General features: G+C 45.6%; 24 protein-coding genes. 17 read left to right on the top strand and 7 right to left on the bottom strand.

The features are described from left to right. Window position 1: 1 nt before the first annotated feature. Complete coding sequence (locus OEZ43_06990; GenBank protein MDH5545321.1) at window positions 2-289, bottom strand: hypothetical protein; 288 nt, start codon at window positions 287-289, stop codon at window positions 2-4. 162 nt (window positions 290-451) lie between these two features. After that, window positions 452-721: a hypothetical protein gene (locus OEZ43_06985; GenBank protein ID MDH5545320.1), complete on the bottom strand. Its 270-nt coding sequence runs from the start codon at window positions 719-721 to the stop codon at window positions 452-454. Window positions 722-819: 98 nt separating this feature from the next. On the opposite strand from OEZ43_06985, the gene OEZ43_06980 reads away from it, so the two are divergent. The 5 genes from OEZ43_06980 to OEZ43_06960 all read left to right on the top strand — a co-directional run bounded on the left by OEZ43_06980 (window position 820) and on the right by OEZ43_06960 (window position 5,407). Continuing rightward, window positions 820-1,293, top strand: a complete 474-nt coding sequence (locus OEZ43_06980) for a low molecular weight phosphotyrosine protein phosphatase (protein ID MDH5545319.1) — start codon at window positions 820-822, stop codon at window positions 1,291-1,293. A gap of 78 nt (window positions 1,294-1,371) precedes the next feature. Further along, window positions 1,372-2,470, top strand: a protein-coding gene (gene prfB, locus OEZ43_06975) for a peptide chain release factor 2 (GenBank protein MDH5545318.1) whose coding sequence is annotated in 2 segments (ribosomal slippage) — window positions 1,372-1,446 and window positions 1,448-2,470 — 1,098 coding nt in all. Because the reading frame shifts where the segments join, the coding sequence is not laid out codon by codon here. Between the two features lie 6 nt (window positions 2,471-2,476). Then, window positions 2,477-3,997: a lysine--tRNA ligase gene (gene lysS, locus OEZ43_06970; protein ID MDH5545317.1), complete on the top strand. Its 1,521-nt coding sequence runs from the start codon at window positions 2,477-2,479 to the stop codon at window positions 3,995-3,997. 329 nt (window positions 3,998-4,326) lie between these two features. Beyond that, entirely contained in the window at window positions 4,327-4,965 is a 639-nt protein-coding gene (locus tag OEZ43_06965; protein ID MDH5545316.1) for a hypothetical protein, read from the top strand. 55 nt (window positions 4,966-5,020) lie between these two features. Then, on the top strand, window positions 5,021-5,407 hold the full coding sequence (locus tag OEZ43_06960; GenBank protein MDH5545315.1) for a hypothetical protein: 387 nt from the start codon (window positions 5,021-5,023) through the stop codon (window positions 5,405-5,407). Window positions 5,408-5,538: 131 nt separating this feature from the next. On the opposite strand, the gene msrB is transcribed toward OEZ43_06960, so the two are convergent. Next, window positions 5,539-6,015 carry a peptide-methionine (R)-S-oxide reductase MsrB gene (gene msrB, locus OEZ43_06955; protein ID MDH5545314.1) on the bottom strand — a complete coding sequence of 159 codons (477 nt, stop codon included), beginning with the start codon at window positions 6,013-6,015 and terminating at the stop codon, window positions 5,539-5,541. A gap of 211 nt (window positions 6,016-6,226) precedes the next feature. Between msrB and OEZ43_06950 the strand changes: the two genes are divergently transcribed. Then, a complete protein-coding gene (locus OEZ43_06950; protein MDH5545313.1) occupies window positions 6,227-6,436 on the top strand; it encodes a hypothetical protein in 210 nt (69 codons plus the stop codon). A gap of 94 nt (window positions 6,437-6,530) precedes the next feature. After that, a complete protein-coding gene (locus OEZ43_06945; protein ID MDH5545312.1) occupies window positions 6,531-7,181 on the top strand; it encodes a DUF1223 domain-containing protein in 651 nt (216 codons plus the stop codon). A 49-nt stretch (window positions 7,182-7,230) separates the two neighbouring features. Here the strand turns inward: OEZ43_06945 and OEZ43_06940 are convergent, their stop codons facing one another. Then, window positions 7,231-9,564 (bottom strand): PAS domain S-box protein, encoded by a 2,334-nt coding sequence (locus tag OEZ43_06940; GenBank protein ID MDH5545311.1) that lies wholly within the window; start codon window positions 9,562-9,564, stop codon window positions 7,231-7,233. 191 nt (window positions 9,565-9,755) lie between these two features. Here OEZ43_06940 and OEZ43_06935 point away from each other — a divergent pair, with 191 nt between their 5' ends. The 5 genes from OEZ43_06935 to OEZ43_06915 all read left to right on the top strand — a co-directional run bounded on the left by OEZ43_06935 (window position 9,756) and on the right by OEZ43_06915 (window position 15,011). Next, window positions 9,756-10,058, top strand: coding sequence for a saccharopine dehydrogenase NADP-binding domain-containing protein (locus tag OEZ43_06935; GenBank protein ID MDH5545310.1), 303 nt, complete (start codon window positions 9,756-9,758; stop codon window positions 10,056-10,058). Between the two features lie 81 nt (window positions 10,059-10,139). After that, window positions 10,140-11,012 (top strand): hypothetical protein, encoded by an 873-nt coding sequence (locus OEZ43_06930; GenBank protein ID MDH5545309.1) that lies wholly within the window; start codon window positions 10,140-10,142, stop codon window positions 11,010-11,012. Between the two features lie 46 nt (window positions 11,013-11,058). Further along, a complete protein-coding gene (locus OEZ43_06925) occupies window positions 11,059-11,484 on the top strand; it encodes a glutathione S-transferase N-terminal domain-containing protein (protein ID MDH5545308.1) in 426 nt (141 codons plus the stop codon). A 460-nt stretch (window positions 11,485-11,944) separates the two neighbouring features. Beyond that, the gene (locus tag OEZ43_06920; GenBank protein MDH5545307.1) at window positions 11,945-13,993 is read left to right on the top strand and encodes a methyl-accepting chemotaxis protein; all 2,049 of its coding nucleotides are present in this window, start codon (window positions 11,945-11,947) and stop codon (window positions 13,991-13,993) included. A gap of 343 nt (window positions 13,994-14,336) precedes the next feature. After that, window positions 14,337-15,011, top strand: coding sequence for a class I SAM-dependent methyltransferase (locus OEZ43_06915; protein MDH5545306.1), 675 nt, complete (start codon window positions 14,337-14,339; stop codon window positions 15,009-15,011). Between the two features lie 431 nt (window positions 15,012-15,442). Here the strand turns inward: OEZ43_06915 and OEZ43_06910 are convergent, their stop codons facing one another. Both OEZ43_06910 and OEZ43_06905 read right to left on the bottom strand, forming a co-directional pair. Beyond that, a complete protein-coding gene (locus OEZ43_06910) occupies window positions 15,443-16,525 on the bottom strand; it encodes a glycosyltransferase family 4 protein (GenBank protein MDH5545305.1) in 1,083 nt (360 codons plus the stop codon). Next, complete coding sequence (locus OEZ43_06905; GenBank protein MDH5545304.1) at window positions 16,506-17,339, bottom strand: class I SAM-dependent methyltransferase; 834 nt, start codon at window positions 17,337-17,339, stop codon at window positions 16,506-16,508. The genes OEZ43_06910 and OEZ43_06905 overlap by 20 nt, the downstream gene beginning before the upstream one ends. A 376-nt stretch (window positions 17,340-17,715) precedes the next feature. Between OEZ43_06905 and OEZ43_06900 the strand changes: the two genes are divergently transcribed. Next, on the top strand, window positions 17,716-18,597 hold the full coding sequence (locus OEZ43_06900; protein ID MDH5545303.1) for an AraC family transcriptional regulator: 882 nt from the start codon (window positions 17,716-17,718) through the stop codon (window positions 18,595-18,597). Between the two features lie 161 nt (window positions 18,598-18,758). On the opposite strand, the gene OEZ43_06895 is transcribed toward OEZ43_06900, so the two are convergent. Continuing rightward, window positions 18,759-21,974: a DUF1566 domain-containing protein gene (locus tag OEZ43_06895; GenBank protein MDH5545302.1), complete on the bottom strand. Its 3,216-nt coding sequence runs from the start codon at window positions 21,972-21,974 to the stop codon at window positions 18,759-18,761. 553 nt (window positions 21,975-22,527) lie between these two features. On the opposite strand from OEZ43_06895, the gene OEZ43_06890 reads away from it, so the two are divergent. The 4 genes from OEZ43_06890 (at window position 22,528) to OEZ43_06875 (ending at window position 24,477) form a co-directional block, all read left to right on the top strand. Beyond that, window positions 22,528-22,728 (top strand): hypothetical protein, encoded by a 201-nt coding sequence (locus tag OEZ43_06890; protein MDH5545301.1) that lies wholly within the window; start codon window positions 22,528-22,530, stop codon window positions 22,726-22,728. A 211-nt stretch (window positions 22,729-22,939) separates the two neighbouring features. Continuing rightward, complete coding sequence (locus tag OEZ43_06885) at window positions 22,940-23,242, top strand: Dabb family protein (protein MDH5545300.1); 303 nt, start codon at window positions 22,940-22,942, stop codon at window positions 23,240-23,242. 330 nt (window positions 23,243-23,572) lie between these two features. After that, window positions 23,573-23,980 (top strand): hypothetical protein, encoded by a 408-nt coding sequence (locus OEZ43_06880; GenBank protein MDH5545299.1) that lies wholly within the window; start codon window positions 23,573-23,575, stop codon window positions 23,978-23,980. Window positions 23,981-24,138: 158 nt separating this feature from the next. Then, a complete protein-coding gene (locus OEZ43_06875) occupies window positions 24,139-24,477 on the top strand; it encodes a hypothetical protein (GenBank protein MDH5545298.1) in 339 nt (112 codons plus the stop codon). Window positions 24,478-24,517: the final 40 nt, after the last annotated feature.

Raw genomic sequence — 24,517 nt, 5'->3', positions numbered from 1 at the left:
CCTAGATCTGAAGTCTGGTCGACATTAAATTTGGACTCGGACTCAGATGTCTATCGGATTTGTCCTGTACGGGCTGACTGACTGGCTGTGTCTGTTGGACCTCATTGGTCAAAGGTCTTACTGTGTTGGCAGCAGTGCGGGTGTCAGCCTCATAAGAAACTATATTTAGGAAACCCAGGGCCAACATTACCACGATAACAAGCCATCCCAAAATAATGCTGCCGTTATCGGTGATTTGCATGTGCGAAGGTGTTTGATCTGTGGCGCTATGTGTATGCTGCGTGCTCAAAAGTCTACTCCCGAAATCCCGTTATGTTGCTTTGTTTTTCGCCGGTCGCGCAGATTTGCGTTCACCTATTGATATCGGCGAATCGCTTGTCCACTTGAGGCGGGAGATTGCGAAGCAATTAACAGACCATGGATTAATTCAGGGGAAAACGGCGTTGGCTGCCTACTGTTCGACGGGTTCGATATTCAGAAAGCCCATGGAGAATTCGAGCTGGTCGGGAGAAAAGACCTCGATGGTATAGGTCTGGGGTACGCGTCTGTGGGCCTCACCGTGCTGATCCGCCTGGATGCTCAGGTGAAACTCCAGATCTTCAAGAACAATAGCAGGTCCCTCATCTACGACTTCCACCACTTTGCAATGTACCCCCTCATACCGCACAAGCAGGCCGATCATATTCCGTAGCTGATCTGTTGTTATATGCAGACGATTCATCGTTGCGCACCGGACGTTGACAGGCCTTGTGTTATTATGTACCGAAATTAGATATAGACAAACCCTAAAGTTGAATTCATTTTGCAGGAGTCGCAACTATGGTGAAAGTTCTTTTTGTCTGCATGGGAAATATATGCCGTTCGCCAACCGCGCATGGGGTTTTTGATCATGTGGTGAGGCAAGAGGGTTTAGATAAACGAATCAGCGTCGATTCCGCGGGAACCCACGCCTATCATGTTGGGGAAAAACCCGATCCACGCTCCAGCCAAACGGCCAGTCGTCGGGGTTTTGATTTGAGCTATATCCGTGCACGCAAGGTGTCGGTAAATGATTTCGAAGAATTCGACTACGTATTGGCCATGGACCGCGAAAATTACCGCAATCTGGAGCGTATGTGCCCGCCGCAGCATCTACAAAAAGTACAATTATTTCTGGAATTTGCCCCGCATTTGAACGAGGTGGAAGTGCCTGACCCCTATTATGGTGGTGGCCAGGGTTTTGAGCGGGTGTTGGATATGATCGAGGCGGCCAGCGAGGGTTTCATAGAACACCTGAAAAAACGTCACTTCTAGCGCCGATCTGGCGATTAACATTCATAAAAACCGCGACTTGTTGTATCATTTGCCGCCTTTCAATCTATAGAAGCGTGTATGCAGGAAATCAATCCCATCTACAACCAAATTGACGATCTCAAGGGCCGTGCCGAGTCCCTGAGGGGGTATCTTTGACTATGAAACCAAGGCCGAGCGCCTGGTAGAGGTCACGCGCGAACTCGAAGACCCCAATGTGTGGAATAACCCCGAGCGTGCCCAAAATCTGGGACGGGAACGCGCTACTTTGGAACAAATCGTCGGTGTGTTGCGCAAAATGGGTGAGCAGCTAGCTGATGCTGCGGAACTGGTGGAGATGGCCGCTGCCGAGAATGATGAGGACACCATCAATTCCATCGTCGCCGACCTCGACGATCAGGAAAAGGCCATCGCCCAATTAGAATTCCGCCGCATGTTCTCTGGCGAGATGGACCCGAACAACGCCTTTCTTGATATTCAGGCCGGTTCCGGTGGTACCGAGGCACAGGATTGGGCCGAGATGTTGTTGCGCATGTATCTGCGCTGGGGTGAGGACAAAGGATTCAAGACCGAACTGATCGAGTGTTCAGCGGGGGAAGTCGCGGGCATCAAGAGTGCGACGATTTACTTCGAAGGCGAATATGCCTTTGGTTGGCTGCGTACCGAGACCGGTGTACACCGTTTAGTGCGTAAATCGCCGTTTGATTCGGGTAATCGCCGTCATACTTCGTTTTCATCGGTGTTTGTCTCGCCGGAAGTCGATGACGATATCGAGATAGAAATCAATCCGGCGGATTTGCGTATCGATACCTATCGTGCGTCCGGCGCGGGTGGTCAGCACGTTAATCGAACCGACTCGGCGGTGCGTATCACCCACGAGCCGACGGGCATAGTGGTACAGTGCCAAAACGATCGCTCTCAGCACAAGAACAAAGACAACGCCATGAAACAGCTCAAGGCCAAGTTGTACGAGTTCGAGATGCAAAAGCGCAACGCGGAAAAACAGAATCTTGAAGACTCCAAGTCCGATATCGGTTGGGGTAGCCAGATCCGTTCATATGTATTGGATCAATCGCGCATAAAAGATTTACGCACCGGTGTCGAGACCGGTAACACCCAGGCCGTACTCGACGGCGATCTGGACCAGTTTATTGAAGCAAGTTTGAAGAGTGGACTATAGACAATCATGAGCGAGCAAGTAGAAGACAACACCGAACTCACTGCCGAAGAAGAACACGAACTCATTGCCCAACGCCGCGGAAAATTGCAGGCCTTGCGCGACGAAGGCGTGGCCTTCCCCAATGATTTTCGTCGCAATGTGGTTGCGGGGGAATTACACGCCGAATACGGCGAGGTGGAGAAAGATGCACTGGCGGAACAAAAGGTCCGCGTTGCGCTTGCCGGTCGCATGATGACACGTCGCTTAATGGGTAAGGCAGCGTTCGCTCACATCCAGGACATGTCGGGCAAGATCCAGGTCTATGTCAAACGCGAAAACCTGCCCGAAGGTGACTTTGGCGAAAAATTTAAAAAGTGGGACATCGGAGACATCATCGGAGTCGAAGGCACGCTGTTTAAAACCCAGGTTGGTGAGTTGTCGGTCATGGTCGACAGTATTCGTTTGCTGACCAAATCGATACGCCCTTTGCCGGAAAAATTCCACGGCCTCACCGACCAGGAAACCAAGTATCGTCAGCGTTATATCGATCTGATCATGAATCAGGAATCTCGTGATCGTTTCATGATGCGCTCGCAGATCGTGAATTACATACGCCAGTTTTTGATCGGTAAGGGTTTCCTCGAAGTGGAAACGCCGATGATGCAGGCGATTCCTGGTGGCGCGACTGCGCGTCCGTTTACCACATTTCACAATGCGTTAGATATGGATTTGTTTCTACGTATCGCGCCGGAGTTATATCTTAAGCGTCTTGTGGTTGGGGGCTTTGAAAAAGTCTTCGAGATCAATCGCAACTTTCGAAACGAAGGTCTGTCCACGCGTCACAATCCAGAATTCACCATGCTCGAATTCTACGAAGCCTATGCCGACTATCACGACTTGATGGATATCACCGAAGAAATGTTGCGCGGATGTGCTCAAACAGTTTTGGGTACGACCACGATTAATTATCAAGGCGACACCTATCACTTCGACAAACCCTTCACACGCATGAGTATGAAGGAATCGGTGTTGCACTTTAATCCGGATGTGAAAGCCGAACAGCTTGAAGACTATGATACATGTTGTGCGGTCGCAAAAAGTGTCGGTGTTGAACTGAAGCCGACATATGGTTTGGGTAAGGTCTTAACCGAAATCTTTGAAAAGACCGTCGAACACCGTTTGATGGAACCGACGTTTATTACGGCATATCCTGCGGAGGTTTCACCGCTGGCTCGCCGTAGTGATAGCGATCCATTCGTAACAGATCGCTTTGAATTCTTTGTCGGTGGCCGTGAGATCGCCAATGGTTTCTCCGAGTTAAATGACTACGAAGACCAGGCCGAACGCTTCCGCAAACAGGTCGAGGAAAAAGACGCAGGTGATGACGAAGCCATGCATTTCGATGAAGACTATGTCACCGCGCTCGAACACGGTATGCCACCAACCGCAGGTGAGGGTATCGGTATCGATCGTCTGGTGATGTTGTTTACTGATTCACCGTCGATACGTGATGTGTTGTTATTCCCGCATATGCGGCCGAAGGCATGATTCTCGCCTGAATTGCATCAATTATAGGACGAAGGTCGAAATGCCTTCGTCCTCACATTTCTATATTCTTGTATCAATACCTCTCTTTGGAACTAGGTCATTTTGTTTGAAGGACAATGTCGTCTTGTGTGCGTTTTTTCTCCCCGTGACTTATCAATATGTTATTCAAAATACTCAGCTAAGACGAAATCATTATAAAGTTTAGTGGTCAGAATGACTGTGTACACTGGCTGGATCAGAGTCCTATCGTTTAGATGTAACTGAGCCTTTTCCTATACAGCTTGGTCTGCATGCTTTTCGCAATCGTTTTGGAGAGTAAGGAATCATACATGGGCATAGTGCTGGGCAGACAAGAGATGCAGAATAAATTTCTGTATGCTCTCGTTCTCTCAGTACTCGTTCAAACAGCCGTCTTTTGGTTTGTGTCCAAGGTATTGCATATTGATGTACCGGCCCCCAATTCTGCTGATGAAGGTTTGATATTGGAGTTTTCGTTACTCAATCCACCGCCGAGTCCTGATCTAGAAGCGGAAGTTTCTGATCCCCCACCAGAAGTAAAAGCTAAAGAAGAACCGGCTGAACCGATTGAGGAGAAAATGCCCTTAAGTCGCGCTGCTACTGAACTACCAGCAGTCGATGATTCAGAGCTGCAAAATGAGCCAAAGGCCGAGCGTGATGATAAAGGCAGTAGAGCAGTTAGTATTGCGGAAATCTACAGTAAGGCGAGAGATCTAGTTCAGCGGCAAGCAGCGGAATCTGGAAAACGAGACTCTTTGAACTCACCGCGCCTGATAAAGGAATCTATTAGAGAAATAGAAGTATTCGATACCGGACGGGCAGACGAACACATCGTTAAATTCAATTACTTTTTTCTGAAAAAGCCTATCTGTGTTAAATATAGACCACGTGATCCACTCAATGAGGTTGATACGGGATCATGGATGTTGATGTTGGATAATTGTCGGTAATAGGACTAGATGTGCTTCATTTTGGTCTATAGGTAATGAGCAATATAGGTAAGCTATGAGAACAGGAAAAAAGAGTTGGCTTGGTTCAATCCTCGGTTTCGTCGTGATAGCTTTTTTCGCTACAAATCCAGAAACTCTGGAATTAGCTTTGTTCATTAATTCCGTTGGCTTTGATATCTATATCATGCTGCTCGAATTGCAACTATTGGCCATCGGTGGTTTTGTACTACGTTTTGGTTTGAAACCAATTGTTGATTTCTTTCTCGGGTTTTCCATCGTCCCTTTTTTTGTGCCAACTTGGGAAGAGCTCAAACGTAACCCAGTCAGTGTTGGTTACGCGCTTCCGACTGGGGCGGTATTAATGGTCGGCTTTATGGTGTTGTTTGTGGTGGCGATGTTTGGTTTGGTGAGTAGTGGAGAGGTTTTTTTGGTACGTATTTAATCGGGATGGAGATTAAGTACCGTAATTGAGTCACCACAAACCACCAGGAAATACTCTCCGCATTGTCAAGTGTCTTCGAATGGTTGTGAGTGACTCAATGTTGTATGGTTACTACAAATATTTCTAAAGTGTTATACCGGTATAAACTTCAACGCCACACCATTGTTACACCAACGCTGACCAGTAGGCTCTGGACCGTCTTTGAATACATGTCCTTGATGACCGCCACAACGTGAGCAATGGTATTCGGTGCGCGGGTATAAGAGTTTGAAATCGAGTTTTGTTTCGATGGCATTTGGCAAGGTGGTGAAAAAGCTTGGCCAGCCGGTGCCGCTATCGTATTTCATATCTGAGCTGAATAAGGGTAACTCGCAAGCAGCGCATACAAAAGTGCCTTTGCGCTTCTCATCATTGAGAGGGCTGGTGAACGGGCGCTCGGTCCCTTCTTCGCGCAAAATATAATATTGTTCCCTGGTCAACACGCGACGCCATTCGTCTTCTGTTTTTTGCCACATTCCCTGCGTCATTTCCTTGCTCATGGTGCGGCTGGAGATAAATGGCACGGTTCCTAAAGCAAGTGCGCCTAGCAGTAAATTTCGACGTTTCATATTTGCTACCTCTACAGATAAATCTTGGCGTTAGTTACGGCAAGTCATTCGTGTTTGCCATGTTTCCCGATTTAGACAAGCTATGTAGCGAAATATTACAGTGCTTGCAAGGCGATTATTTTTCCAGAAAAAGTCCTGAAATTTCTGGATAATTTCGTGAGATTTGGACGATATGATGATTGATCTCTGTCTATGTGTCTGGAGGTTTTTCATGAGTGGTATATCGTCCAGTTGTTCGGAAAGTCCATCTCAGGTCCTGTTCAATAAAGGCCTGGAACAGGTTCAGGAACAGCGCCAACTGGAAGAAAAACAACAGCTAAATTCCCCGCAAGAAATTGTATTTTCCGAGACTGGCGAGGGAACACTTGACCTTACCTCTGACGACCCATCGAAAGGGACGCTGTTCAATGCATATGCATAGTACACGCCGATTAGTTTTCTTTTTTTTATTTTTCTTTACAAGTAATTCACTATTTGCGCGTGAGCTAAACTGGGAAAGCGGAGAAACCAGAAATATGCTCGTCGAACTCTATACCTCGGAAGGGTGTAGCAGTTGCCCACCGGCAGACAAATGGATTAGCCAGCTAAAACAGTCAAACACACTTTGGAAAGATATTATTCCAATCGCCTTTCATGTGGACTATTGGGACTATATCGGTTGGCGTGATCGTTTTGCATCGGCGCGTTATAGCCAACGACAGGCAGAGTATAAACATTTTGGACTCATACGTAGTGTGTACACGCCAGGATTTGTCGTAAATGGTAAAGAGTGGCGTGGTTTCTTCTCCGCTCGTTCGTTACCCGGTATTGTGAATGAGAATGTTGGCAATCTTTTGCTATCAATCACCGATTCTCAGATTCACGGTAATTTTGTACCTCATCAAACGCAGGACCAAACACAAGCGTTGTTACATGTTGTGTTACTCGGATTCGATTTATATTCACGCGTGAACAATGTCGAGAATGACGGCAAGCTGCTGAAACACGATTTTACGGTATTAGAGTGGCAAACTGCGCAGGCGCAGAACATGGATGGCGAATTTAAATGGAAACTATTTTTGCCTGGTCTCGAATCCAGGGGGACCAACGAATTTGGACTGGCCGCTTGGGTAAGCCGAACAGACAGTCCTTTGCCCATACAGAGCATAGGCGGGTTCCTTCGCTAGTGTATATCCCTATAAAAAACAATTTATACAGGTATTGCTTGTCGCGTTCTTAGCGCAACAAGTGTTCCTTGATTGTTTTCAATAGTTTCTTCACCTCTATTGGTTTTGTGAGATAGCCATCAAAACCATAGTCTACACCTTTTCTAATATCATCTTTTGTGGCGTTGGCGGTCAGCGCGATAACAGGAATTGAAGCCGTTTTTTCGTTGGCTTTGAGTCGTTGTACGATTTCGTAACCAGATAATCCTGGTAGATGGATATCAAGTAGAATCAGATCCAAACCGTCAATAGTCATTGCGATTTCAAGACCAAGATTGCCGTCATTCGCAATGTGTGTTTCGAAGTTGGCTTTTTTTAGAATGGTATTTACCAGTTTGATATTAGACCTGTTGTCCTCGATGTAGAGTATTCTCTTCGAGACATCGGTGTTTATCGTTTTGAAGTAGTCCTTAGCCGAATCCGAATCCGAATCATGATTGGATATCATTTTACTATCCGCTGCTGGAAGTTCTATCCAGAATGTGGAGTAATTATCGTCGTTTATTTCATATCCAATCTTTCCGTTCATTAGTTCCATCAGGCGCTTGCATACCACAAGGCCAATTCCTGTACCCTCTATATTAGAAAGTTCTGCGCCCAGACGCTCAAATGGCTTGAATAATTTTTCCTGAAGTTCTGGTTTTATCGTCTGTCCAGTATTGGATACGCGAATTTGGTGGGTTTGTTTACTCCCTTCGCATATTTCAATGATTACCTCCCCATTGTTGGTATTGTATTTGATCGCGTTAGACAGAAGGTTGAGAATGATTTGTTTAAAACGTGTTTGGTCGGCTAACACCTGGGGCAATACAGTGGAATGGTTTGCCAACTTGATTGATATATTGCTTTTTTCGGCACTAGGCGATACGAGAACCAGACACTCTTCCAGTATTTGCCGCGTATCGACAGATTCGATTGAAATAGATATATTGCCGGACTCGATTGCGGATAGATCGAGAATATCGCTTATTAGAGACAATAAGTGTTTGCCTCCACTTTTAATGTCATCGACCCATGCAAGCAACTCCTCGTTCAGGTCCTCGAGTGAAAGAAGATCAGAAAATCCAATAATAGCATTTAACGGTGTACGCAATTCGTGGCTCATACTCGAAATAAATTCGGATTTGCTTCGATTTGCCTGTTCGGCTTCTAGTCGCGCGTTTTCGAGAGCTGTTTCGATTTCCTTGCGCTGAGTGATGTCGGCCCAATAACCGATAATTTCTCTGGGTTCGCCGTTCTCGTCTCTTTGCAGTCGCAGCTCGTCATGTACCCAAAAGTACTTTCCGTTTTTGGCCTGGAAACGATATTCGTGTGAATGGCGATTATTCGTAAATAGGTTTTGCAGATCCTTAAACACGCGCGGCACCTCATCTGGGTGTATATGTTCCGCCCAAAAGTTTGCATTCTCAGTAAATAGCTCCGGGTCATAACCAAACATCTGCTGAACATTTTCGCTAATGAACGTAGCTGGATAGTTTCCTTTCGCTTCACAGGTATAAATTACGGCAGGGCTGTTAGACAACAGATAGGCGAGACGTTGTTCGCTGCGGGCGAGATCTTGCGAGCGATCAATTACAAGTTTTTCCAGGTTACTACGGTGCTCATAGAGAGCCTCCTGGGTATGCTTGAGGTCGGTGATGTCGTGTGCGATAGCATAGATTAGACCTTCCTCTTTAACGCCTATGGAGTTCCACGACAGCCAACGATAGCAACCGTCAGCACATAAGTAGCGATTTTCGAATTTAACAGTTTCGCCTGTATGGGTAGCCAATCGACTAGCTTCTTTTAGCGTATTTTCTATATCATCGGGGTGTACAAAGTTTATGAAGGGTTTCGACTTCAGCACTTCTTCCGTGTGTCCCAGCACCTTTTGCCAGGCTGGCGATAGCTCAACAAAATAGCCATCGAAAGTGGCTTTGCAAACCATATTGAGTGAAAGATTCAAGAAACGATCATTGTCGTTTTGAGCGCGTTCACGCTCGGTAACATCTTTTATCGCCCAGACAAAAAAATCGACCTCGCCGGCTGAATCTAGCACTGGTTCCAGATTCCAGTCCCAATAGGTAATTTTCTGTCCATCATCATCCGGGAATACAAACGGACGTGCATCGATGGCAAAAGGCTTTTTTGTCTGTTTTACCAGGTCAAAGATATCCTTGGCATTGGAGGGGTAGATTTCGAAATGGTTCTTCCCTGGAAAGTAATCCACGTCTTTGCCGCAGGATTTGGCATAAGACTCATTGACTCTAATGAAGTTATAGTCCCTATCCAGTAGGACAAAGGATGTTTGGGAGTGTTTAAAGAAAAGATTGATCAATTGATCTTCATTGATTTGTCTTACCACAATTACATATCTCTCTATCAATGGCGAAACGCGGTTAATACGACTCGGAAAAAACCAAGTATAGTACTCAGGAAATTATACGCAATTTAAATGCCGAGCTAAATATAAAAATTTTGGGGTTTTTGGGCGAAATCTGTCCCAGCGCAGGGAGTATCAGTGGTAGGATTTTAAAAAACAGGGAATGATTTGCATTGAAGACACAAGGAAAGAGTACAAGAGATTTTGACGTAATCGTCTGGGGGGGGGGGGCATCAGCATTTGTCGGCCAATTAGTGGTTGAATACCTCGCAGAAACCTACGGCGTTAATAGAGACTTGCGTTGGGCGATTGCAGGAAGGAATCGACAGAAGCTTGAGGCGGTTCTCCGGCAATTTAGACTTGAGGCTAATGTGGTTCCCATCATCATTGCCGATTCACATGACAAATCCAGCCTAAAAAACATGGCGCGGCGTACCCGCGTTGTTTGCACACTTGTCGGGCCGTATGCACTTTAAGGTAGCGAACTGGTTGCTGCCTGTGTCGAAGAAGGTACCGACTATTGCGATCTCACTGGCGAGATATTCTTTGTACGGGATATGATTGCCGCCCATGCTACCGCAGCAAAGGAGCGCTGGGTTCGTATTGTAAACTCCTGTGGCTTCGACGCGCTGCCTTCCGACATCGGTCATCTAATGGTGCAAAAGGCGATGAAGGAACGCCATGGGGTTTACAGCAGCAATGTGTCGATGCGTGTCACACGTGTGGTCAATGGTGAATTTAGCGGTGGCACTTTGGCTTCGGCGTTTAACAATATGGAAATTGTCACGTCTAGCAAAGACAAGCCTGCCATGGTAACGAATCCAAATGCCTTAGTTCCTGCAGAAGAGGGTGTTAATACACCGGCTAGCAACGTGAAAGGACCTCGTTGGGATAGATCTCTTGGAAAATGGACTGCTCCCTATCTACTCGCTGCGTATAACTCTCAAATCGTCCGACGCAGCAATGCCCTCGCCGGGTTTCCCTACGGTCGCGATTTTCAGTATGGTGAAGGGGTGGCGACTGGAACTGGTCCGCGTGGATGGCTGCGTGCATTTATGGCAACTGTTTCCATGAATATATTTGTGATTGGTGCGATGCTGCGTCCAACGCGTGCAATTATGCGGCGTATGATGCGAAAACCTGGTGAGGGTCCGTCTAAGCAAAAACGTGACAAAGGTTCGTATAGAATTTTGTTTTCTGCGCATCACCCGGATAACGCGTCAGTAATCACCCAACTGCAATACGACGGTGAACGTGATCCTGGATATGGAAGTACATGTCGTTTGATTGCGGAATGTGCCGTGCGCTTGGCCGTGGACGACGATGTAGAAAAAGTTCCCGGTGGATTCTGGACACCGGCAAGTTGTTTGGGTGAAGGTTTAGCGGAACGTTTGGAAAAGAATGCGGGGATCAAATTTACCGTATTGTGAGCATCCGATAGCTGTTCGCGCTTATATTAACCAAAGGAGGTGAACGATGATTATTCTCTACAGAATACCGAACGAAAGCCCCAACATCAGAAAGATCTCCATTGCCTTAAAACAAATGAATCTTCCTTATGTTGAGAAGCTTATTGACAGCGAGGAGGATGAGCAGGTGCTTGCGGAGATTAGTCCTAATGGCACTACACCAGCGATCTTCGACACCGAGACAGGGGCGACCTTGTTTGAGTCGGCGGCGATTCTACTCTATCTGGCAGAAAAGAGTGGAAAATTACTACCACACCAAGAGCAATCACGAGCAGATGTAATTAAGTGGCTGATGTTTGGCGCGGCGAATATATGCCCTACCATGGCTGAGTTGCACTACTACTTGTTGAATGATGTTGGTCAATTTCCTGCGTCCGTCCATGAAAGATACCAACCAACAGCGTATGGCAAAGTATTGCTCTATACTCGATGAAAGGCTGGCACGCCATGAGTTCCTTGCTGGCGAATATTCAATTGCTGATGCCATCATATATCCGTGGATGGCGACCTTATAGGATCTCGCCAAAATAGATATCGCACATTTTCCGTGCTTGTATAGATGGGCTAGTACATTTGACTCAATTCTTGAAACATCGGATACGGCTAAACCCTTAACCGAAAAACGAGACTTGTGTTACCAAAAAAGCAATATTGTGTTTTGTTAGGCGTAAGTTGCGACGAAAAATGGTAAATAATCTCGATTGCTGAGTATGGATATCTACGAATCTCGACAAATATCCGGTCACTACGATTTGAATTGTAAAAATCGTGACACAAACAAGAATGAAGGAAATTATTCTTATTATTTCTATCAAGTAAGAGTCGCTGAGGGTCGAATAGGTTCGCATGAGTGCAAGATACCAATAACCTTTTGACTTTACGGTGATGAGAATATGAGCGAACAAGTTTCCGTTAGCAGTACACAGGATGACCATAGCAAAGGAATTATTGATGCTATAAACAGAGTGCAAGCTGTGATTGAGTTTGATCTCAGTGGAACGATTCTGCATGCTAATAAGAATTTCCTTGATACCATGGGGTATTCATTAGAAGAGATCCGCGGCAAGCATCACAGCATGTTTGCCCCTCCTGGCGTCGCTGAAAGCGCGGAATACAGAGCGTTTTGGAAAAAATTGAATCGTGGAGAGTTCGACTCTGGACAGTACAAGCGTGTTGGTAAGGGTGGAAAAGAAATATGGATTCAGGCTTCATATAACCCGATACTCGATCACCAGGGTAGACCGATAAAAGTTGTCAAGTTCGCCACCGATGTGACTGAACAGAAAATACGTAATGCTGATTATGCAGGCCAGATTGGAGCTATCAGCAAATCACAGGCGGTCATTGAGTTCAATATGAATGGGACGATAATTACGGCTAATGATAACTTTCTGAATACCGTTGGTTACACGCTTGATGAAATCAAAGGCAAGCATCATAGTGTGTTTGCGACTCCTGAATATGCCGAAAGTCGAGAATACAAGGAATTTTGGGCCAAGCTCAATCGAGGAGATTTTGACTCAGGAGAGTATAAACGACTTGGAAAAGGGGGAAAAGAAGTATGGATTCAGGCCTCATACAATCCTATTTTGGACTTGAACGGCAACCCTTTTAAAGTGGTTAAATATGCAACAAACATAACCGAGCAGAAACTCAAAACTGCAGACTATGAAGGTCAAATCGAGGCAATAAGCAAATCGCAGGCGGTAATTGAATTCAATCTGGATGGTACCATCATATGGGCAAATGACAACTTTCTTGGGGTTATGGGTTACAGTTTGGGGGAGATAAAGGGAAAGCACCACAGCATGTTTGCCGAACAAGGCATTAAGAATACTCCCGAATATAAGGATTTCTGGGCAAAGCTAAATCGAGGCGAATTCGACAGTGGCGAATACAAACGACTAGGAAAGGGCAATAAAGAAATATGGATTCAAGCGTCTTACAACCCGATTTTTGACCCCAATGGAAAGACATATAAGGTTGTGAAATATGCGTCTGACATAACAGAACAGAAAATGCTTCAAATCACTGTCACGAACGTCCTGGAAAAGACCAGTGAAGTAATGAAAGCACTAGCAGAGGGCGATTTGAGCAAGACTATGCCAGATAATTTCGAAGGAGAATTTAAAGTCCTTGCGGATTCGGTGAATAACTTTATCAGTAGGTTGAGTGATATCGTTACAAAAATAGTCGTCTTGTCTGATACCATTAGTCGAGCAGCAGAAGAGATTGCCAGCGGTAATACCGACCTTAGTCAGCGAACGGAAACTCAGGCTTCGTCTATTGAAGAAACGGCTTCCAGCATGGAAGAAATGACAGGCACAGTCAGACAAAATGCAGAAAACTCCAACGAGGCAAATCGACTGGCGAGTGAGGCAAGACAGCAGGCCGAGAAGGGTGGCCAGGTTGTGGCAAATGTAGTCATTGCGATGGATCAAATAAACAACAGTAGCAAAAAAATTGCCGACATCATTGGCGTGATTGATGAGATTGCATTCCAGACCAATTTGCTTGCTCTAAATGCGGCGGTGGAGGCTGCTCGCGCGGGAGACCAGGGGCGAGGATTTGCGGTGGTTGCCGGCGAAGTTAGAAATCTGGCGCAACGGAGTGCCGGTGCAGCTAAGGAAATAAAGTCTCTCATTAGTGAAAGTGTTACACGCGTACAGGAAGGTGCGAAGCTTGTTGATCAATCTGGTAGCACTCTGGAGGATATCGTTAACGCGGTGAAAAGAGTCAACGATATTATCTCTGAGATTTCCGCAGCAGGTCAGGAGCAGGCCTCCGGTATTGATCAGGTGAATAAGGCGATTATGCAGATGGATGATATGACACAGAGAAATGCTGCATTGGTAGAACAGGCGGCGGCGGCAAGCGAGAGCATGAAATCCGATTCTCATGAGATGTATGAATTAGTCAAATTCTTTAGAGTCTCGCGCTAAAAATATCTACTCAATTAATTTAGTTTCGCCAGGATACTTGAAGGTCATCAAAGCCTGGACTGCGCCCATATGTAGAAAAAGGCAAAAACTAATTAGTCGCTAATCCTCTTTGGATGAAGTGCTTGGCTTTTATATGCCATTTATCTATCCAAATTCAACATTGCCATCAATGGCTAGCCTGAAATTGTTGTTTCTTTTTTACTAGTACCTCTTCCTGTACGAATAATGCTATAACATTGAGCTTTTTGGAAGGCAGTGGCTGAATCGACCTGAATCCGAGTAGTACTGCCTGGAATACGGGTGTTGCAAGAAAATAGTCTCTATTGTTAAGTCAGGTATATTCATGGAAAAGAATCCCGAAGCTATAATTCTCGAATCGTGGCGAAAAAATGTAAGGCCCTGGATACAAGCGGTTCGAGGCGAGGAAATTGAAAGCAGAACGCTGGTTACCAACAAAGCAATTGTCGACACGGTGTTGAATCTGAAACCATTAGCAGCTTTTGATATCGGTTGTGGTGAAGGCTGGCTTGTTCGTCTGCTGCAAAGCCATGGGATTGATGCTCTCGGAATAGATGCTGTACCGGATTTAATTGAGGCGGCTGAAAAAGAGGGGGCCGGCCGGTTTCGCACTTTATCCTATGACGAAATTACTCCGACAAACATAGGTGAAAAAATCGATGTGTTGATATGTAACTTTTCCCTTTTTGGCAAGGACTCCGTTAAATCCATATTTCAATCGGCCAGCCAATTGTTGAATCAGGGCGGCTCATTTGTTATTCAGACACTACACCCTAATCATGTAAATTTGAGCGGTAAGTCTAAAGAAGGCTGGATGGAGGGTACATGGGTCGGGTTCAATAGTGAATTTCGAGACCCGCCGCCGTGGTATTTTCGCACCGTCGATGATTGGAAATGCCAATTTACGGAAAGTGGATTTAAGTCGGTTGAGACTTTCGAGCCGGTACATCCAAAAACAGGACGCCCAGCGTCGATTATATTCACCGCGGGCCTGTTCTAATTTTATATAGCAGGATTGACTCTCCTGATCTGATTACCCTCCCTAGGGAAAGCACTTATCTTACCTGACATCGGCTAGCTCTCTTCTAGTCATAAGGATTATGGCGCAGATGGAAACATCAGTAGATATGATAACCGCAAGACTAGTGTGTAGTTGTATAGGGCAAAAAGACATCATGGTCCAACGGTAGACTACACGTTTATGTTTCTAGTTTTTATGAACGCTTAGTCAGTAATATCAGGCCTGATATGACTATATTGATCTGTGGAAGAGATAGTGGCTGGATGTATTGAAATGTAGTAAACGCATCAGATGTGAACACCTAGGGACTAAAGCCAATGGTGCCAGAAATTGTGAGTTCAAGTATTCGAATCGTTCTTTATATTAGTCATAAGTATATAGGTAAACGTTTGACAATCGGTGTTTTAAAACTAGTTATCGGGAACAGTAGAAATCGAACTGACAAAATCCTGATAGCGTGACTGAACTGTGTAGCGGGAAATTATCAACTCGCGACCTTTTTTTCCCATATCACGGCGCAAGTTTGCGTTTGAGGCAAGTTTTAAAATCGCTTCTCGCCACGCATTGTCGTTCTGTGCCAAATACCCATTCACGCCATCTTCAACAACGACTTTGTTTTCACCGACGGGGCTTGCAATAACCGGCAAGGCACAGGCCATGTATTGGATAAGTTTATAAGCGCACTTTCCCCGCGACCAGGGATCGTCAATTAGCGGCATGATGCCTATATCGCAGTCCAGGAGATCGGATACTTCCGTCTCTTCTGACCAGGGGCGTTTTTCTATCACAACGCCATTTATGTCGTCTATGCTTCCACCGATTACTATGACTCTGATAGCAATATCCACTGCTAGCGTTTTAAAAACAGGGATAAGCGCTTTGAGATAGACGCTCGTGCTTGGAGATCCAATCCAGGCAATCGCCAATTCTTGTTTTTCGGTATGTTCTTTACAAGGGTATCGGTCGATGTCAATGACGGTTGGGAGTATGCTGACGCTGCGATTATAGCGTTGAGCGTAGTCGGCCAAGTAGTGACTTCCCGCAAAAACATGGGCAGCGTTTTTGATGATGTTAGCAATTTTATTTTTGTAAAAATGCCGTACGATCGAAAAACGGTGCATATCATAGCCGTGAAAAATGGCATCGTCGTAATCGTAAATGTAACCCACGCCGCGCATTTTGAGGTAGCGCATGAGTACGCCTGGTATAAACGGCAGGTCATCACAATGAAGTACGACACGTGTGTTTCGACTAACCGTTAGCAGCGTAATAGTTCGTTTCAAATACAGCGATAACGTCAAAAAAAATCCAACCCGCTGGCCGCTAAACAGACGCGACAAATAGGTATGATCAAACAACGGCTGAATTTTTATCTCGAATCCTGCTTGCTTAAGATAAGGGACATATTGGTAACATCGTAGACGACCACTGGCGGCTTCCTCTCCATATTTGGGTAGTAACAGGAGGCGAGGTTTATGATTTTTTGTATCCAACAGCACACCAATAAGGAATGTTTTCGTTGAATTGTATTCTTTCCAACCCGGAATTTTTCATCATTTTACGCATTTCGTCTTGCGTGAAGCGCTGTTCTAGTCGTGTCCCGAATCTATCATAGGCGTCGGTTTTCATCGTATAAAAACTTGTATCGGAATAAGACGCGAGAGGGATGAGCCTGGTCGGTATTTTCATAGTCTGTAATACGCGTGCCACAATGGCCAGCGGTAAATAAACTGTGAGGGCTATCAGGTTGCATGTTGCCGTCTTTAATCCGTGTGGAAAACGTGAAATGAGTATTCTCGCGAGATTGCTTGCCCGCCACAGCCATCTGAACCAAAGGGGTTTGTTGTCTAATGCATAATAGAGATAAAGTAAGAACGGCGCGCCAGGCTTGAGTTTATCCACGCAGGCTTGGATGCCGGCTTGAGTATCAGGTACGTGGTGAAGTACACCGAGCGAATAACCAAAGTCCATAGAGTTATTTGTGAGAGGTATAGCGTCTACACTGGAATGATGAAATTCGCAATTTGATAGCTGAGACAAATTGTTCTTGGCCACAGCCAGGGCTTTTTCACTAGCGTCGATGCAGTGCAGTTTACCGACACGCTGCGCGACGAGTTTTGCCCAGCGCCCACTACCGCAACCAAGATCGAACCCCGTTGTATGTGCATCAATGAGATGCCAGGGAAAGTTGCTAAAGTATCTTTGGAAGAGCCGCTCATGCTCGGACTGACTCAGTTCATCTTGCTTGAAGTGAGACCATTCATCTCCGAATCCAGCAACCGTTTTTTGATCCAGGTTTCGACTCATTTGGGCCTTCTCCCGCCGATATAGAACGTAGTCAAGATTTTAGCTCGGGTGACTGTAGCGCGGTATTGGCGTCACGCGTCATAGAGTTATTCAATGCGTTGATTGGGATTTGACAGTATTTTCCGACATCGAATTCTCAATACAATTATCGCGCCAAAGATATGGATATGCTGGAAACAGGGCTCCCGGATAATTATGACGGCAATTCTTGGTGCGCCAAAGTGCGCTTTTTCTAAGAGATCGGCAGCGGGCAAGGGGGCGATGTCCTGCACTACAGACCGAATAGTGATCCGATTAGCATGGTCAAATTTAGCAAGATACGTCAGGATACGGGCAACTGCCTGCAGTATGCTTTCCGGTACCAGAGAGAACGCAAATGACCCATAGACTGAGCAAGTTTCATACTCGTTTCCTCAAAGTTTTCGAGCATATAGATCGCCATCTGGACGAAACCTTAAACGTTGAGGACATGAGTCGAATTGCGGCAATTTCGAAATATCATTTCCATCGTCTGTTTTCGGAGATGTATGGCATCGGAGTCTACCGTTATATTCAGTTGTGTCGTTTAAAGAAAGCCAGTTATCTACTAGCCTTTCGCGAGGACACTCAGATAATTGAGGTAGCGCTGGCGAGTGGGTTTGAGGCCGCGGAATCTTTTTCGCGTGCCTTTCGCAAGGGGACGGGGCAATCTCCCCGTCAGTTTCGCAAGAATCCGCAGTGGTCTCCCTGGAATGACACACGTCAACAACTGGCGGAAATTAGGAGACAGAACATGGCAGCGGTAGACATGAGCCAAAGTATAGAAATAGTCAATTTTAATAGAACCCGCCTTGCGGTACTGGAACACCACGGTGATCCGCAAACTATTGGTGACAGTATTCGAAAGTTTATTCAATGGCGTAAGCAGAATGATCTGGCTCCGTCAAAGAACGCGACATTCAACATCCTCCACAACAATCCCTGTGAAGTCGCACCTGGTGACTATAGCTTGGATATCGGGGTGGAGACAGATATGGATTTGACAGGCAATGACGCAGGCTTGGTTGAAAAGATTATACCTGCAGGGCGTTGTGCGCGATCACGATTTGTGGGTTCAGATGATGCTCTTGGGGAGGCAATACACTTTCTCTACGCGGAGTGGTTACCACAGAGTGGCGAGGAGCCGAGAGATTTTCCGTTGTTTGTGCAACGAGTAAAGTTTTATCCGGATGTGGCAGAGAATGAAGCGGTTACCGATATTTATCTGGCTTTAGCTTGACTTCCAGGTGGCTAATTTTGAGTTAGTCGGACAAAAGTGTTAGCTAAGAAGCCAACGGAATACATGGCGTGATATAGGGCAGATTGAAAAAGTCTCCTATGGCATGGTGGTGACGCTTTCTCTATTTCTGAGATCAGCATCACCACCATATAGAATCCATTTTAAGGACACGATTCCCCTGAGACTGCACCCCATATTACTGTGCCACCGCCTGTGACTACAATTTCAGAAACGCAATTGGGTGGATTTGAATACCAGGTATTTCCAATCGCACTAACTGTTGCAGGTGATTCAGACTCAATCGCAAAACCACTGGTTCCGAGGAAAGTATTGCCGCCATCAACTTGCGTAGTTCCTAACTCGGGTGCTGCATTGCCCCTTATGAAGATAACGTGACCACTATTTACATTAAATGTATTACGGTAAATTTGCGGTGTTGAGTCGGACGAAGGCGTAATCGCGCCATAGGTATAGCTCTCATTGGTAAAGGTATTCCATTCAATAAAAGGTGATCCATTTTGAACCTGTATACCAACCTGGCCACTACCAATAATTTCGTTGTTTTGTATCATTGCGTTACCGCTGACATTGTCTATCGGTAGTGCTGGGGAGGAAAAAAGATTGTTATTGATGATTGCTACATCGGCTGTCTTAGTAATGTAAGTACCATATGAACTGGTATTGAAGTCGTTTGCCGAAACATCGGGAGCTCCTGTTCCATACAGTCGTACGCCGCCATAGGAACCATCAAAAGTGTTTTGTTGGATAATACTATTTGCGTCTTCACTGAAGATGCCGAAATTGCGTATAGCGGAGCCGCCAACAATATTTAGCCCTTTAATTGTAATGCCTATATTGTCATAAAAAGCTGCCGAATAACCAGTTGTACCGACTTGTGCGCTTCCACTAATGAGGGTCGGCGTGCTGCTTAGGCCGCGAGTGGCAGCATCTCCGATAATTACGATATTGTTCGTTGGCGTAATCGGGAATACCTCGCCATTTGCGCTATCGTACACACCTGGCGCTACCCAAATCGTTGAATTCGGTAATGCATTAGAAACTGCGGCAGTTAAGGTCTTATAAACAGGACATGCCGGATCTGGTAATGAATCGTCGCCTTGAGTTGCGGAAACTATGAAATCTGTAACAACAGAGGGCGGTGGGTTGAGCTCACATTTAGGCGTTTCAAAAATGGGGCCGCGAACGCATCGTACTCCGCCGTTTAGCGAATTAACATTGTACTGCGATACCACGCCAGTGTGCTCATTTACGGCGGCAATTTCGATGTATCCGACGCCAATGCGATTCGGTGTGGAAGTTAACATTGGTACGTCCTTCACATCCGTAAATACATCCGCCATATATATTGCCGTATTGTTGACATAATCCAGTACCGACATGTATTCACGTAAGGTTGGTACACGCCAATCCGTATAGCCGCCAACATTGGAATTTTGGCAATACTGCAGTCCGTTATCCCAGTCAGTTAGATTGGAGCTGGACGCGCGATGCCACATCAGGTTTGTAACCGTATGAGTAACCGTGACACTATCGGGATGTACTCCCCAGGTACCGGCCATTTGTGAGCCACCAACACAGTAAACGTACCGTGCTCCGGCAAAACCGCCTGTGCCATCTGATTGCTCAAGAACAGTCCACGGCCAGTTTCCCGACATGCCTATTTGCCAGCCAGCTAGGTTTTTTGCTTCGGTTGTGCTCCACCAGTAAGAATTTTGTGGCGTATTGAATTCTGTGGGCCAGGAACCAGTATTTGCATTTTTTGACGCGATACGGGAAAGTTCACGGATACTTGGTACACGCCAATCGTTCCGGTCGCCAAAGTTAGATGATGCTAAGCTGTTACATTGATCGATTGCTAGAGTTAAAGTGTCCGCTGCATATGCTGTAGGCGTCCAGACGAGGCCAGTTACGGCTTCAGAAATCACAGTGCCGTTATTTGTGAACGACTCAGGATTAATCGTACTATTACCATCCTGGCCATAATAGAGTTCCGATGCTGATGGACAATTGTTGGTGGCTAAATTATCTACGCAGAGTACCGAACTGAAATCCGCTACCTTCACCATCGATAAGGCACATGCACCATCGATAACAGGCCCATCGCATGTGGTCGCACTGAATGCATGACAATATACGTCGAGGTTGACATCATTACCATTCACCGTGCCAGTGGCGTTATTCACCATGCATGTCTGGTCTGGCGTATTTGGTTGGGTGAGTATACTGACATGATATGTGTCGCCATCTCGTACAGGGGTAGTGAAAATCGCTGGACCATCACTGTTAACCGATAAATCATCGGTGTTGTTGTTCTGCAACACCAATCCGCTACCATGCAGGCCTTTGACATTAATAGCAATTGAATGATCAATATCTGTAACGCAATTAATACTGATATTGGTTATGTCTGTTTGACTTATAGTACCGCTGCCATTTATAACTTCGCAGATTTGTTTAGGTGAAAGAGGTTGCGCAAAAATGGTAACCTCATAGGTATTGCCCGCAATGAGTTTCGTCGCAAAGCTAAATGTACCGTTACTGACCACCGATAGATTATCTCCCCCGCTATTTTGCAATACAAGTCCAGTTCCGCTGAGCCCGTTAACGGCGACTTCAACAGTGTAAGACCTGACACATGAAACGACGATGTTGTTTATGTCAGCATTGCTGACTGTGCCGCTGCCATTGTCGACTTTGCAAATCTGACTAGGCGATCCTGGTTGCGAAAGAACTGTTATCGCGTATGTGCTATCACTTGCCAATTGTGTTGGGAATGCAAAATCTCCATTAGCGCCGATAGTGAGATTTTCTTGATTATTATTTCGTAAAACCAGTCCGCTACCCGAAAGACCGATTACTGTTCCGCCAACCGAATACTTGTTTCCATCAGTAAAATAGGTTCCAGATTTTAATTCATCAATATTTGTTACTCCGTCCGAATCGCTATCAATGTAAACTAAAACCTGATTATCCAACACCAGTATTTCGAAATCCCCGATATTAATGCGTATCGTGTTTCGGGCAATAATAACTTCGTCGTTATCGATCTTTATCGCATATTCAATTACTAGCGTATGTTCACCGTTGGAGAGTCCGGGGATAGAGCCAAATACCAATTTGTTTTTTGGATCCACACTCAACGAAAAGGTTGAAGTTTCGTCAACTTTTACCCTCGCTATCAATTGCATATCTTCCGTCAGATATCCATCGAGCGCGGATGGAAATTCGACTTTGAAGTCTTCCGTGCCGATATGAAATTGACTATTCGGTGAGCCGCCGCCACACCCATAAACCGCCAATATCAACATAATAAGCAACTTGGAAAGAAAAAATTGAGTACCGGAAGTCTGTTTCATGGATATTCCTGTCGTTGCTGCGCCTGAATTAGACGGGCAGCATCTGCACTTGAACGGATTAGAACTTCGAACGCGTTGTCACCGTTAGCTTTTAGAAAAGATTCCTTAAAGGCTGGTCAGGAACTCGTATCACCGTTGCAAACTCATTCGAATCAACGCCAGTGTATCATGTTTCATAGGTCGAAGATTGTCGATTTTTTCGCAAATCATGTGTTTAATAAATGAGTTGTCTTAAATTCCACGGATTCTTTCCAATTTGAGATTGTGAAAAAGCCGGGTGAACGTAATATTAGGAGAAGGATAAAACTGAGTGACGTACTAAGTTTCTGGCGGATTAGGAGCGAAACTCGTGTTCGATGCCAGACTGACGATGCCAGGAAGTTGCGCCTATTTTTGTCAAATAAACATTTGACTTTGTGCAACTAAGTGGCAGGCGAAGCCCTCTTTCCTTTGTTATGCTCGGAGTTTATAACAGGGCTGCATCTCATGTGTATGTTTCTTTATGTATGAAGCAAGTGGAATTTGACACCGACTATTGCAGCAGATCTTCGTTATGTATGATGCCGACGTCATTATTGCAGGTGCCGGTCCCACCGGCTTGATGCTGGCTGCTGTGCCCGTATTCAGTTTAAAGCAGGACAGCGTGGGTACACACGCAATTAATCGACATTTTTCCTGTGAACTCGTTAACACAGCGCTCACTGAAAAAGGACGTCGAACACTATGGCGAGCCAGATTTGGAGGAGTTGCGTGAGGTTTTGATTTCGGTCTATGGTACCGACTCGACACCTACCATGTAGAGCGCCACCCGGTTGCTACGCGTCATGCGACTCTCTGTGATGTCACAACGCGGTTGTTGAACATGGATGAGCCACGGCGCGAAATTAACGGTATGTTGAGCGAACAGGGTTTATCCGATGCTTTGTCGGCCTGGTTTGGTGCACCAAAAACGTAGAGGAATAGAGATGATTAAGCACATTGTGATGTGGAAGCTAAAAGAAAGCGCTTTCGGAAATGACAAAGCTACTAATGCGAAATTAATCAAGGAAAAGCTGGAATCTCTCAATGGCAAAATCCCGGGCATGATCACGATGGAGTTAGGTATCAACATCACCGAGTCAGATGCCGCCAGTGATGTTGTTTTGTATTCCGAGTTTGAATCCCAACCAGCCCTGGACGACTATCAGAATCATGCCGATCATCAGGCAATAAAGCCTTTTGTTTTTGAATGCCGAAGTGAAAGGCGGGAGGTGGATTATGAAATGTAGCATTACGAAAATAGTAAGCAATAACTCACAAGTCTAAAGAAGAAATTTATACGGTAAAAAGATTTGTTAATAAAAAGTAATCTCCTGGACAACGATTGTTAATGTTTTGTCGCGATACTGGCACCATGAAAATAAGAATTTATGTGGGGCATTAACTTAGTAAGGACAGGCTTCTCATGGAGTAAGTGAGATCGTAGAACAACTACAGTGAGAATATTTTTCGGCGTTTTTTTTTTCACAAATCGGAAACTCTTACTGTGTCGGCCATGAAAAGTTTTGTAATTATTTCTATCGCTAGACATTTGTCATTCGAGACAAGGAGAAATGATCATGTTGAAATATGTTACGCTTTTACTCCCTTTTACTTTTCTTTTACTTTTATCAGGCGCGTCGTTTGCTGATACGCCTCCAACTTTGGCCGGACCGCATGGCCATGGGCAGGAAGTAAAGGGAAAGATCACGATGTTTCGATCGCAACAACAAAACCTGGAAATCGGGAAAAATGGTGATTTTCTGGATGCAGAAGTCTTGGTAACTCTGGATAGTCAACCCGGTAAAGTCTTTGGCGTGCGCCTACATGGTGAAAGTGAAGCCAATGCACAAATAGTCGAAACTCTACGCTCTGCTTACATGAATAATCGACCTGTCGTGCTTCAACATCGCCTTGACGTTGGTAAAAACAATCTGCAAATCATCTGGGTTCAGCTCGGAGACCTTCCAGCCTGGGCAGCGAACTAAGCTGATGAATAAACCGGGTCGATGCAGGGAATTACTACTGCCGACCCGGTTTTTTATCAACACATAAAAAGTGCGAAGCTTTTTGTAACTTTTCAGCTTAATTTTGTTCCAAGTCTCTGGTAGTATCTTTCTGTCCAGGGTTTTTATCGCAGTTTTATATGAAAAACAGCTTGTTAGCCTATCTGCTGGTATTGATCGTCGCTTTCGCCCCGTTACAGTCGGTTGTGGCGAGCGCCGTGCATACCATGCCGGCAGAGTCGGAACAAAGCCACATGATGCACCAGACCGCTGGACATGGTGAACACGCGATGACAGGCGATCATAGCTCACATGTGGACGAGAACTGCTTTGTTAATCCATGTGACGACTGTACGTTTATCGGTCTGCTTCTGCTGCCTCAGACAGACGCTCATTTCGCTGAGATTGCCTTCCAACCCGAACATCACCAATTTATCTATCTATCTGTCTTCGAGCACTTCCGACCGCCTCGCGTTTAGTCCAGATCTGTAGTTAGCCTTATCATCTGTCAAAGAACCG

The organism is Gammaproteobacteria bacterium (assembly GCA_029881255.1).
GTDB lineage: Bacteria > Pseudomonadota > Gammaproteobacteria > S012-40 > S012-40 > JAOUMY01.
The sequence above is the reverse complement of the archived record's forward strand: the minus strand, read 5'-3'. Positions and strand labels throughout refer to the sequence as shown.

Bases quoted from the DNA above. Each gene is read 5' to 3' on its own strand.
- OEZ43_06985 (MDH5545320.1), bottom strand. From the start codon at position 721: ATGAATCGTCTGCATATAACAACAGATCAGCTACGGAATATGATCGGC.
- OEZ43_06980 (MDH5545319.1), top strand. From the start codon at position 820: ATGGTGAAAGTTCTTTTTGTCTGCATGGGAAATATATGCCGTTCGCCA.
- lysS (MDH5545317.1), top strand. From the start codon at position 2,477: ATGAGCGAGCAAGTAGAAGACAACACCGAACTCACTGCCGAAGAAGAA.
- OEZ43_06965 (MDH5545316.1), top strand. From the start codon at position 4,327: ATGGGCATAGTGCTGGGCAGACAAGAGATGCAGAATAAATTTCTGTAT.
- OEZ43_06960 (MDH5545315.1), top strand. From the start codon at position 5,021: ATGAGAACAGGAAAAAAGAGTTGGCTTGGTTCAATCCTCGGTTTCGTC.
- msrB (MDH5545314.1), bottom strand. From the start codon at position 6,015: ATGAAACGTCGAAATTTACTGCTAGGCGCACTTGCTTTAGGAACCGTG.
- OEZ43_06950 (MDH5545313.1), top strand. From the start codon at position 6,227: ATGAGTGGTATATCGTCCAGTTGTTCGGAAAGTCCATCTCAGGTCCTG.
- OEZ43_06945 (MDH5545312.1), top strand. From the start codon at position 6,531: ATGCTCGTCGAACTCTATACCTCGGAAGGGTGTAGCAGTTGCCCACCG.
- OEZ43_06930 (MDH5545309.1), top strand. From the start codon at position 10,140: ATGATTGCCGCCCATGCTACCGCAGCAAAGGAGCGCTGGGTTCGTATT.
- OEZ43_06925 (MDH5545308.1), top strand. From the start codon at position 11,059: ATGATTATTCTCTACAGAATACCGAACGAAAGCCCCAACATCAGAAAG.
- OEZ43_06920 (MDH5545307.1), top strand. From the start codon at position 11,945: ATGAGCGAACAAGTTTCCGTTAGCAGTACACAGGATGACCATAGCAAA.
- OEZ43_06915 (MDH5545306.1), top strand. From the start codon at position 14,337: ATGGAAAAGAATCCCGAAGCTATAATTCTCGAATCGTGGCGAAAAAAT.
- OEZ43_06905 (MDH5545304.1), bottom strand. From the start codon at position 17,339: ATGAGTCGAAACCTGGATCAAAAAACGGTTGCTGGATTCGGAGATGAA.
- OEZ43_06900 (MDH5545303.1), top strand. From the start codon at position 17,716: ATGACCCATAGACTGAGCAAGTTTCATACTCGTTTCCTCAAAGTTTTC.
- OEZ43_06895 (MDH5545302.1), bottom strand. From the start codon at position 21,974: ATGAAACAGACTTCCGGTACTCAATTTTTTCTTTCCAAGTTGCTTATT.
- OEZ43_06890 (MDH5545301.1), top strand. From the start codon at position 22,528: ATGTATGATGCCGACGTCATTATTGCAGGTGCCGGTCCCACCGGCTTG.
- OEZ43_06885 (MDH5545300.1), top strand. From the start codon at position 22,940: ATGATTAAGCACATTGTGATGTGGAAGCTAAAAGAAAGCGCTTTCGGA.
- OEZ43_06880 (MDH5545299.1), top strand. From the start codon at position 23,573: ATGTTGAAATATGTTACGCTTTTACTCCCTTTTACTTTTCTTTTACTT.
- OEZ43_06875 (MDH5545298.1), top strand. From the start codon at position 24,139: ATGAAAAACAGCTTGTTAGCCTATCTGCTGGTATTGATCGTCGCTTTC.